The sequence below is a fragment of the uncultured Butyricimonas sp. genome, assembly GCF_959596855.1.
In the GTDB taxonomy this organism is placed as follows: domain Bacteria; phylum Bacteroidota; class Bacteroidia; order Bacteroidales; family Marinifilaceae; genus Butyricimonas; species Butyricimonas muris.
The window spans coordinates 25,030-36,670 of record NZ_CAUFYA010000050.1; the positions used below are offsets into that span (position 1 = coordinate 25,030).

Annotated in this window: 9 protein-coding genes; 4 read left to right on the top strand and 5 right to left on the bottom strand. The window is 47.3% G+C overall.

Annotated elements, in window-relative coordinates:
• Positions 1–6: 6 nt before the first annotated feature.
• Entirely contained in the window at positions 7–579 is a 573-nt protein-coding gene (locus Q5866_RS17495; RefSeq protein ID WP_099292408.1) for an adenylate kinase, read from the bottom strand.
• A 171-nt stretch (positions 580–750) separates the two neighbouring features.
• Between Q5866_RS17495 and Q5866_RS17500 the strand changes: the two genes are divergently transcribed.
• Together Q5866_RS17500 and Q5866_RS17505 are read left to right on the top strand one after the other, a co-directional pair.
• A complete protein-coding gene (locus Q5866_RS17500) occupies positions 751–3,108 on the top strand; it encodes a penicillin-binding protein 1A (protein WP_303181553.1) in 2,358 nt (785 codons plus the stop codon).
• A 6-nt stretch (positions 3,109–3,114) separates the two neighbouring features.
• Positions 3,115–3,381, top strand: coding sequence for a hypothetical protein (locus Q5866_RS17505; RefSeq protein ID WP_141560959.1), 267 nt, complete (start codon positions 3,115–3,117; stop codon positions 3,379–3,381).
• Positions 3,382–3,515: 134 nt separating this feature from the next.
• Here the strand turns inward: Q5866_RS17505 and Q5866_RS17510 are convergent, their stop codons facing one another.
• From Q5866_RS17510 to Q5866_RS17525, 4 genes are all read right to left on the bottom strand, one after another.
• A complete protein-coding gene (locus tag Q5866_RS17510) occupies positions 3,516–4,649 on the bottom strand; it encodes a cation:proton antiporter (RefSeq protein ID WP_099292405.1) in 1,134 nt (377 codons plus the stop codon).
• A 101-nt stretch (positions 4,650–4,750) separates the two neighbouring features.
• Positions 4,751–6,649 (bottom strand): hypothetical protein, encoded by a 1,899-nt coding sequence (locus tag Q5866_RS17515; protein WP_303181559.1) that lies wholly within the window; start codon positions 6,647–6,649, stop codon positions 4,751–4,753.
• A gap of 18 nt (positions 6,650–6,667) precedes the next feature.
• Positions 6,668–7,657 carry an FAD:protein FMN transferase gene (locus tag Q5866_RS17520; RefSeq protein WP_303181555.1) on the bottom strand — a complete coding sequence of 330 codons (990 nt, stop codon included), beginning with the start codon at positions 7,655–7,657 and terminating at the stop codon, positions 6,668–6,670.
• A 6-nt stretch (positions 7,658–7,663) separates the two neighbouring features.
• The gene (locus Q5866_RS17525) at positions 7,664–9,853 is read right to left on the bottom strand and encodes a patatin-like phospholipase family protein (RefSeq protein ID WP_186975342.1); all 2,190 of its coding nucleotides are present in this window, start codon (positions 9,851–9,853) and stop codon (positions 7,664–7,666) included.
• A gap of 274 nt (positions 9,854–10,127) precedes the next feature.
• On the opposite strand from Q5866_RS17525, the gene Q5866_RS17530 reads away from it, so the two are divergent.
• Positions 10,128–11,279, top strand: coding sequence for a sigma-54 dependent transcriptional regulator (locus Q5866_RS17530; RefSeq protein WP_099292402.1), 1,152 nt, complete (start codon positions 10,128–10,130; stop codon positions 11,277–11,279).
• Between the two features lie 180 nt (positions 11,280–11,459).
• Positions 11,460–11,641 (top strand): GTPase (locus Q5866_RS17535; RefSeq protein ID WP_303181557.1); only part of this gene is annotated, 182 nt, incomplete at its 3' end.

Genomic DNA, 11,641 nt, shown 5'->3' on the forward strand with positions numbered 1-11,641 from the left:
CTTGCTTTACTTTACCCCTTCCAAAATACCCGCAATGGATTGGAAAACCTCTTCTACCGTGGCAAAGCCATTTACTGTATGATGCTTTTTCTGGTTCTTGTAGTGGTCGGCAACCGGCAAAGTCTTCGCCTTGTATTCCCGAAAACGATTCTCGATAACCTCTTCATTATCATCGGAACGTCCCTCTATCTTCGCACGCTCTAACATACGGCGCATTAACTCATCGTGAGGAACATCAATACTAATTAAAGCACTCAACGGATGTCCCGTTTTTGCAAGCATTTCGTCAAGAATCTCGGCTTGTCTGACAGTTCTTGGGAAACCGTCGAACAAAAATCCGTTTACATCCTTATGATGTTCTATACTATTCACGATTAACGCTACCACGAACTCGTCGGATAATAACTCGCCTTTATTAATTATTCCGGCGGCCATTTTACCAAAATCCGAACCTTCGGCAATTTCTTTACGAATCATGTCCCCCGTGGACAGATGAGCCAAATTGTACTTCTCGACAATCTTCTTTGCCTGAGTTCCTTTTCCGGCTCCCGGAGGGCCAAACAACGCGATATTCAGCATGACAATATACTTTTGTTTCTTTTTACGTAGTTAATTTGTTATTTATTTCGTTTTTGTAAACTGTGCCACAAAGGTATATTTAAATCCCTATGAAAAAAGGAAATATCGAAATAATTTTTCATCCGTAAAATAAAAATATATTTCTACTTTTACACCGCAAATAAACAGGTGATGGAGAAAAGAAAAAAAGTACAAAAAAGGAAACCCAAGAAACAGAAAAAGAGCTTCTTAAAGCGAGTCGTCAAAACCTTGCTTTTAACCGCTTTGCTATGTGTTTTTCTGGTCGGTCTGTTCGTGTGTTGTGTTTATTACGGCATGTGGGGTAAAATCCCGGATTATCAGGATTTAAGGGAGATACGGAATTTCGAGGCTTCCTCCCTGTACAGTTCGGACGGCGAATTGCTTGGAAAATATTACGTGGAAAACCGCACGAATGTCCCGTTCGGCGAAATTTCCCGCAATGCAGTTAATGCCCTGATTGCAACCGAAGATGTCCGCTTCTATGAACACAAGGGATTTGACAAAATCAGCATGCTCCGCGTTCTCTTCAAGACACTGTTACTCGGTGACAGGAGTTCCGGTGGCGGTAGCACGATCAGCCAACAGTTGGCAAAGAACCTTTTCCCCCGCGAATACCGGAGCAGTCTGATGCTTCCGGTCATCAAAATCAAAGAAATCATCACCGCCCACCGGTTGGAAAAACTGTACTCGAAAGACGAGATACTCACTTTATATTTGAACACTGTATCCTTCGGGGAAGGAACATTCGGCATCGAGAGTGCCGCGCAAAAATACTTCTCCACGACGGCAACACAACTCACGATTCCGGAAGCCGCCACGTTGATAGGTTTATTAAAAGGTCCCTCCTACTACAATCCCCGCGTACATCCCGACCGTATGTTACAGCGGCGCAACACGGTGATTGCCCAAATGGAGAAATACGATTACCTCACGGAAGCCGAGGCCGAGCAACTGAAAAAGGAGAAACTGGAACTCCGTTACAAACCCTTGAATCATTATTCGGGATTAGCCCCCTACCTGCGGGAACAAATCAGGCAGGATGCCATGAAGCTGATTGCCAAATACAACGAGGCAAACAGCACGAATTACAATTTATACAAGGACGGTCTGATTCTCACCACGACGATTGATGCCGAGATGCAACGTTATGCGGAAGACGCCATGCACACCCACATGAAATCTTTGCAAAACTCTTTCTACACGCATTGGGACAAACAAGACCCGTGGTATAAAGAACCCGATATCCTCGATAAAGCCATCCGGGAAAGCACGGCTTACAAATCACTGAAACAACAGGGATTGGGCGAAAAAGCCATTCTTGCCGCTCTAAATGAGAAGAAATGCATGACTATTTACAGCGCCTATCAAGGAGAGGTGGAAATGCAGATGTCCCCGATCGACTCCATTAAGCACTACTTGAAAATACTTCACCCCGGCATGATCGCCATAGAGCCGCATACCGGAAAAGTAAAAGTATGGATTGGCGGATTGGACTTCAAGTATTTCCAGTACGATCAAGTACTGGCGCCACGTCAAGTGGGTTCAGTCTTTAAACCTGTCGTTTACAGTGCCGCCGTTGAGCATGGAGCCCGAGTGGATGCCTATTACAAGGATGAACAAAAAAGCTACCCGGACTATGACAACTGGACTCCCCGGAACTCGAACAACCGATCCGGGGGATTCTACACGCTGAAAGGGGCCTTAAGTCAATCTATCAACACGATAGCCGTGGAAGTACTTCTCCAGACGGGAATAGATACCACGATAGCACATGCCCGCCGTCTGGGAATACAAAGCGACCTGCCCGCTGTTCCTTCCATAGCCTTGGGTGCGGCGAACATTCCGTTAAAAGAAATGGTTCTCCCCTATTTATGTTATGCAAACAACGGGGTTCTCACGGAACCTTACTATTTGATTTCGATCAAAGACCGGGAAGGACGGATTATATACGAGGCGGAACCTCCCCGCAAAGAACGGGTTTTACCCTCCGGAGAAGCTCACTTGATGTCATCCATGCTCACGGCTGTCATTCAAGAAGGAACCGGCAAGCGCCTTATCAATAATTACGGGTTGAATATAGCTATCGCCGGAAAGACCGGAACCACCCAGAACCAAGCCGACGGCTGGTTTATCGGTTACACCCCCCGCATCGTCGTGGGGATCCGCGTCGGGGCGAACAACTCCCGCGTCCATTTTAAATCTACCTCTTTGGGACAAGGTGCGAACATGGCACTCCCCATCTTCGGTTTGTTCATGCAGGATTGTTTGAAGAGCAGCACGTACAGCTATTGGGAAAATCTCTCGTTCCCCGTACCGCCTATGAGTACTCAAAAAGAACTGGAAGTCCCCACCTTTAAAGAAAATATAAATATACTGGATAGATTGACTAACCGGAAGCTTGAAAAAGTGAAACACCACGAAGAAGTCGCCCCCGAAACGGAGCAACCGAAAAAGAAAGGTTTCTTCAAGAAAATCGGCGACCTGTTCAAGAAAAAAGATAAAAAATAAACGCAAATGAAAAATATAGACAAAACCTCTCTAATCATATCGCTCGTCGCTCTTGTTGCGGCATTCAGTATCATTTCCATCATCGCGTCCCCAACCGAAGTACGCTTCTCGTGGCAAGGAATAAACCCGTGGAACACGGTAAGAGCGGTTCCGTTGATGTTCAAACGGTTTATAGACATCGACAACCGAATCATCTACACAATATCCGTGTTACTTATCGCCTACTTGTGGTGGAGAATGTACGCCTTAATCAAGAAAATAAAGAACAACTGATTGATTTATGATTTCTTGATTTACGATTGACACTCTAACCTAATTGATAACAAATAAGTTATTAATTGATTTCCGTTCAAATCATTAAATTCCTAAATCTTCAATCAAGAAATCTAAAATCATAAATCCAAAAACTATTCTTTAACCCCATACACGCTCTGCGAGATACGTTTCACGGCAACCACGAAGAATCCAGTCAACACGAGATTCAGCACCAGACTAAGGATAGAGATAATCAATGCCGGACCGCCCAACTGGTAACCCATGGCAATCACGATAATCCCCGCTCCCACTTCACCGCGGGTAAACATACCGATTGACAAAGCCAACCGTTCCTGTATCTTCCGGTCACGATAGAAAAACAGCGGGAACATCTTTCCCAGATTAGAAAGCACCGTCACGACAATCACGTGAAAGATAAGCACGCCCCACCCGGGCATACTGTCGCCTCCGGTTTCCAGACCGATAAAAATCGGCGTACTCAATCCCACGAGGAACATAAACAAGTAGGAAATAAAGCTGGACGCCCTCTCTTCCTCGCGCGAATGCTTGTGAACCGTCTTCATCACCATCCCCAGCACGAAAGCGGGCAACAACACCTCGATATGAATTGCCCCGTCCTGTCCCATGAGCGATTTCGTGATCAGGTACACGCTCTCGAACGCTGCCACGATACACACGGAATAAAGCAAAATAGCCCTCCACGACTGTGGCAGATTTAGCGAACTCAAACGCTTCCACCCGAAGATCAGAAGCACGCAAACGACCAGTATAATCACGAACAACTGCCACTTGAAACCAATCATTAATATCTGCAAAGGAATCATCAAAAGAATCGTATCCAAATCGTCAAATATGGCAAGTACCTGTGTCTTCTTGTAAATCCACTCCCGTTTCAGTCCGGCGGCAGCCAGCATCGTGAACAATATCCCTGCCGACGTCGGGGCGGCAAACCGGCTGATCAGCAAATTATTCTGCCACGAAAGCCCCGTGTCCAAAAAGAAAATATAATAGAAAGCGATCAGTAACCAAGGTACGGCGGCAGTCGCCATGGCGATAAAATAATCGGTGGTATAAGATCTCCATTTCGTCTTATCCAACTCGAACTCCCGTCCGACGTTTATCATGATAAACGCGAGGCAGATAAACATCAGCCATTTACATACACTATAAAAACTCCCGTACATTTCTCCCATGGCGGACGGGAGTATTTGAGAAAAAAATAAGCCGCAAAGTAAAAAAATAGAAAACAAAAAAACCTTCTTCATCCTCTCCAAATTAATTTACCGCAAAGATACAACTTCTCGGGGAATTTCGGAAGCCTATTTAAAACGAATCTAGTTAAAAAGTGTATCGAAATACCGTTGATCTACTCGTATTTAATCGCGTCCGGTTTATAGACACGGTAATCATAAAACCCTGTTTTCCGTCGGCTCGAGGCATCCACCTCGATCAAGTGGGCGTCAGGCGGAACCTTCGGGTAAAAAGCAAAACGTATGCTTAAATTCTTTAGAATCAAATTATCATTACGCAAATTCAGACTGAACCCTATCCCCCAGTACGACTGACTTTTAAATATCGATTTATCCTCTCTGGCAAGCACCCCCCAATCCACGAAAGTAGTCACAGATGCCCGGAATCCCCGCTTGATATACGGCAGGAAAAGTGTTGTCGACACGGAACCGGAAAGACGTTGTTTACCCCGTATCGTATCGGTATCGAAACCCCGTATATTCGCGTCTTCGAAATAGATATAATCGTCTGGATTCCGCTTGAATCCCAGCACGTAATCCATGTTACTGTAAAAACGTAACCGATACCGGGACAACTCGTACAGCGGGCTAATAAACTGCGCCCCGGCCTTAAACACGCCGCTTTCCGCCGTGTAGCCGTTCCAGAAAGAACCCAATGCCGCGTACCACGAGTAAAAGTTATCCTTGTATTTGTCAAACCACGAGTAATGCCATTCCGTGCCGAGATAACCGTACTCCGTAAAATCACTTTTCTCGTAACCGAAAAGCAACGTGCCGGACAAACCGGAAGGGATATCCTCCGTGCGCCCGAAATCATAGATCAAATTCGCTTTAAAATACTTTATTTTCGTGAATGTCAAAGCCCCCATGATCCGGTTACGATCATAATAAAAATGATTCGAATCACTCGTTACTTGCGGACGATCCACGAACTTGGTCCCCGTGTAACGTCCCGTCAGGTAAAATATCCGGTTATAGCTGAATTTCTCGTTCAAGTAAAAAGATGTCCCTCCCCAAAAATCCCATAACTGGTAATTAAACGACTCTATCGGCTTCGTGATATCCCTGTCCACCAACGTTTTGGACGAGTACACCCGGCTAAAAGCAGCTCCCCCCGCCCATTTCGTCTTGTATGTCAGGAATCGTTTATCCATTTGCACGCGCAAAACTTCTTGATTAAAGGTATTCTCGTACATCCCGTAGAAATCCATGTGCGTTCCCACGACATTCGCCGCCTTGTACTCGATCAGATTTCCCCACTTCTGGTCTTTACGCCCACGGTAACTGGCCTCGTAATGTACCATATGCCCCAACTTGAACAAGTTCTTGGTTTCGATACCCATGTCCACGGAATTCAAGAAATTACTCCACACTTCTCCCGTCCACGAGAACTCGTCCTTGCACACCACCACCAGATCGACCATCGTCGTGTCGCCCGCCACTCGCTCGATCCCTATCAAGGCATCATCGACATTGGACATTTCCTTCAGCAATTGCTCGTTCTGAACCAACTCGAAGGGATCGATATACATCCCCGGCTTCACCGTCATTTGCTTTTTAATCACCCGCTCGGCGGACTTCTGGTGAATGGAATTGGCGAGGGCAAGAATCCACTGCAAGCTATCCTGCCCGTAAGTAATCGTGTCATTGACACTCGTCCCGAAAGGAGGCAACACTTTGACACGAATCTCCCGGATCATTTTTCCCCGGTACGGCTTATAACGGTCTTCACTATTCTCCGTTTCAACAATATCGATATTATATTTCCGGGGATTAACGAATATCATCTTATAAAGCTCCTTCGTCCATTTACGACGGTAAGCCACCTTTTTAATCTTGGAATACTCGTACCGGAGTGTGTCTTGAATCAGACTGTCGGGCAGGAAGATTTTACTGTTTTGTTTCACAGTGTCCCGCGATAGCGACAAGCATGCGTTTCCTGATAAAGGTCTCGCTCCGGCGCGACTTTCCACGAGTAAAACCCATGCTAGAACCAATATCAATAAACGAATCATTACTTTCACCTGACAGAACTAATCTTTCAATATCAATGTTTTCAACTTTTCAGACACCCACACTTCACGCTCTCCCTGTTCATTTTGATATATAAAACAAGCCTCCACGCTAGGATTGGCCTCCACTATTTCCTTCGCTTTCTCCATACCCAGCACCATAAAAGCCGTGGCGTAAGCATCCGCTTCCATACACGTGGGAGCGTACACGGAAGCCCCCAGTATATCCTGTTGGACAGGAAAACCCGTCTTGGGGTTTATCGTGTGGGAATATTTTTTCCCGTCCACGACGTAAAACCTGCGATAATTACCCGATGTCGCCAACGCTCCCTCTCCCATTTCCAGCACGAATTGCAACTCCCTGCGAGAAGCCGCCTCGTCATCTATCGGTTTGTCGATACCGATATGCCACGGGCGGGATTTATTACTTTGTCCCTTCACCCGGACCTCCCCGCCAATCTCCACCATGTAATCCCGGACACCTTGCCCCTCGAGAAACTCCGCTACCAGATCCACGCCCAACCCTTTGGCTATCGAACTGGCATCCATCTGGATTCCCTCGACCGCCTTGACAAGCCGACCGTCCTCTATTTTCAACTTCTCCATCCCCACGTATCGCAGCAACGAGTCCACTTTCTCCGCCAACGGCAACCGCTCGTTCTTGTAACCGAACCCCCACGCGTTCACCAGCGGTGCCACGGTGATGTCGAACGCACCCCCTGTCTTCGCGTGTATCTCTGCCGCCTTCGCGAACAATCTCACGAACAGCGAATCCGTCCGGTCTGTCTCCCCCCGGTTCAAACGGGCTATCGTCGATTTCTTGTTAAACATGGAAAGCGACCCGTTCACGCGCTCCATCTCCCGGCGTATCTCCGCCGCGTAATCCTTGTCACTCTTGTAAGATATATGATAGGTAGTACCGTATACCGTTCCCTCGGTAAACCGGTACATGTTCCGTTGACATCCCGCGCATGCTATTAACACGCAAATAATAATCCCCAATCTCTTCATAAAACCTTAAAAGTAATATCCCAAATTAAAGTAGAATCCTAGTTTCTTCGACCAATCCGACAGCGAGAAAGTGACGTCAATCGGTCCCACGAAACTATCGTACGAGTATCCCACGCCCCCGCCAATAATATCATCGCCCCCGAACACGTCAAAGAAATTGGCATCCTGCTTGGCATAATTCCCGGACAAAGATATATAATGATTCCGCCCGAGATTATAGCGCAACATGATTTTAGCCACCACCAACGAATTGTCGAAAATCTCCAGATGCTGGATACCGAGGAACGGCAACTGCTGGTCGACATACCGTCCGGCAACGTCACCTCCCATGCAATTCAAGTAAGGATAAGGGATATTATTCCCGATCAGCACCCGACCGTATATCGAGGGAATAAACTTCACGCGCCGGGTAATGGACAACACGCTCTCGAAATCCAAACCAATTGCCGAGAACGGCGCACCGTCATTGTACGTCAGGAAATTATCCGTGTAAAGCGAGTAATCGACTTTCAACGAGATCCCTCTCGTGGGGTAATAACGCTTGTCGAATGTTTCCAGATGTGCCAACCCATAGTAGCTGAAAAACCCTTCCGGTTTTACCCTAATATTATGATCCCGATCCGAGAACAGGAACGACTCGTAATTGAAATACTCGTAACGCGCCCCGATCTGCATCTTGAAATTCCGGAAATAAATATCCGAACCGCCCAACTCCACCTTGTGGTAAGCGTACTCTATATTATCCTGCTTTTTCCCCTTGTGGTAAATATCCAGATTATTATACTTGAACGTGTACCCCAGCTCGAACCTCCGCAGGAAAGTATTCCCGAGGGAATAATTCAACTTCACGTAAGGATTCATACTCAATCGCCCGGTCAGCGAAAGGCGGGACCCCCGCAACTCCTTGTGCGATATCGTCGTGTTCAACAATATCGCCGCCATCTCCTCCGAGTCGAAACGGAACCCGAGATTCAACGAACTCATGGGCTTCTGTTTCAGAATCAGTTCCAAGTCATACACCGGTCCCCCGCTCAACTTGTAGCTCACGCTGGAGAAAGCCCCGATACCGTACAACTCGGCTATCGCGTGATGCAGGTCATTTAACGTGATGCGGCTATAATTCTTGATCCGTATCTTCTTTCTCAACCATTTCTCGTCCCGCGCGTCAATCCCCGTCAAGTGTACTTCATCTATCGTGAGCGTATCGTTCAGAAGCACCACTTTATCCTCCGTATCCGCGGCATTCTTACCCTCCGGTATTCCCAGCTCGCGTTTCAGCTTCATCAACTCGTCCCATTGGGCACGGGCAACTTCTTCCCCCCGCATAATCAACGTATCGACTGCCCGGGTAGAGAAACTGGCGGCAGAGTACGGGTACACGTCCGGTTTTATATACACGTTTACCATCTTCTTGTTTTCCTCGTACTTCTGGATTCCCAGAAACGAGGTCATCTGGTCGATAATTCCCGTCACCGACTCCAGACCGGAAGCGTCTTTCAATTCCGCCTGCACGTCCACCCCGATGATAATATCAGCACCCATTTCTTTCGCTATATCCACCGGGAAATTATTCGATATTCCCCCGTCTACCAGCACCATCCCGTCCCTTCTCACCGGGGCGAACACCCCCGGGATAGCCATACTCGCGCGCATGGCAAGCGGCAAAGTCCCGCGATCCTGCACCACCTCCTTGCCGTCCACCAGATTACTTGCCACGCAAGCGAACGGGATCGGCAACCGGTGGAAATCAAGCGAATCGTGATACCCTATCGTCAAATCGGAAAACAGGTTGAATATATTCTGTCCGCTGATAAACCCCGACGGGATCTTCAGCTCGCGATTGTTCTTAATCGGCACGGAAACAAGATATTTCTCCGTTTCCTCTTTCTCCGAGAAAGGCAGGTTATAACGATACACTTTATCACTCAACAAAAACATCCAGTCCTGCGCCCTCACCAGACTATCCATCGTGCGCGCGTCATAACCGATCGAGTACAAAGCCCCCACGAGAGCCCCCATACTCGTGCCCGCGATATAATCTATCGGGATACCCGCCTCTTCCAGCACCTTCAACACACCGATATGCGCCACTCCTTTCGCCCCGCCGCCACTTAACACCAACCCCACCTTTTTGCGCTGCGCCTGAACATCCAATACAAGAAACAATACAAGAAGAAAAACCAAAGACCGCTTCATAGTTTATTAAGTTTTGCCTTCGGCAAAAGTTGCAAGTTACATTCGCCGCCGTGCGGCGAGTTGCAAGTTGCATTTACCTTCGGCAAGTTATAAAATCACTCAAAAATACTTATTTCCCGGGAATAATCAAAATAAAGTTTCGCCGCGGGTAAAACTTTATTTTAGTTGTAACCTGCAACTCGCCGAAGGCGAATGTAACTTGCAACTTTTATCTTACCCCTTCCCATATCCAAAAATAAATACTAAATTTGCCGTGAGACAAAAAAGATGTACTATGACAAAAATACTTGTGATTGACGACGAGAGGAGTATCCGCAATTCCATGAAAGATATTCTCCAGTACGAGGGACACGAAATCGTGCTTGCCGAGAACGGCATGGAAGGACTCGTGGCAGTGAAATCGGAGAAACCGGATATTGTATTTTGCGATATAAAAATGCCCAAAATGGAGGGCATCGAAGTACTGGAACGTATCAAGGAGTTTTCCGCCGACACCCCGGTTATCATGATATCGGGACACGGAACGATAGACACGGCAATCGAGGCCATCAAGAAAGGAGCCTACGACTTTATCGAGAAACCGCTGGACTTGAACCGGTTGTTGATCACCATAAAGAACGCGACAGACAAACACTTGCTGATACACGAAACCAAAACGCTGAAAAACAAAGTCAGCAAGCGATACGAGATGATCGGTCAATCCGACGCGCTCAACCGCGTACGCTCCATAATCGAGAAAGTGGCAGCCTCCGATGCCCGCGTGCTCGTCACGGGACCTAACGGCTGCGGCAAAGAACTGGTAGCCCACCAGTTGCACGAGCTCAGTCACCGGAAAGAAAGCACTTTCGTGGAAGTAAACTGTGCCGCTATTCCCTCCGAACTGATCGAGAGCGAATTGTTCGGGCACGAGAAAGGTTCTTTCACCTCCGCCATCAAGCAAAAGAAAGGAAAGTTCGAGTTAGCCACCGGCGGCACCCTCTTTCTGGACGAGATCGGCGACATGAGCCTCAGCGCACAAGCAAAAGTGTTACGCGCCTTGCAGGAGCAGAAAATAACCCGCGTGGGCGGTGACGCGGACATCAACGTTGACGTACGCGTAATCGCAGCCACGAACAAAAATCTGAAAGAAGAAATCAAGCGGGGTAATTTCCGGGAAGACCTCTACCACCGCCTAAGCGTCATCATCATCGACGTCCCGCCATTAAATCAACGGTTGGAAGATATCGAAATACTGGTTCCCCATTTCCTGACAGACATCTGCACCGAAATGGGCATCGCCCCGAAAAGCATCGACGCGGACGCTATCGACGCCCTCAAGGAGTGCGAATGGACGGGTAATATTCGTGAACTACGCAACGTCGTGGAACGGTTGGTCATTCTCGGCGGAAATACCATCACCCGGGAAGACGTGAAAATGTACAGATAAAACAGTTCATAAAGTTTATAAAGTTCATAAAGTTTATAAGGTTTATAGACCCCTGCGGGGCGCTTTGTCCACGGCAGCTTGAGCTGCCGATAAACACTGTCCGAAGAACTCCCGTTACTTTATGAACTTTATGAACCTTATAAACCTTACAAACTTTATAAACCTTATAAACTCTCCCCCATGGGCAAAGACAACAAACTACACATCATCCTGTTAGGTCGCCGCAACAGTGGAAAAAGTTCCTTGATCAACACCTTGACAGGCCAGAATATCGCTATCGTTTCGGACGTTGCCGGAACGACTACCGACCTCGTGAAAAGAAGCCTTTCAAGGCAAATTCATGAGAAACTTTTTTCTTGTTT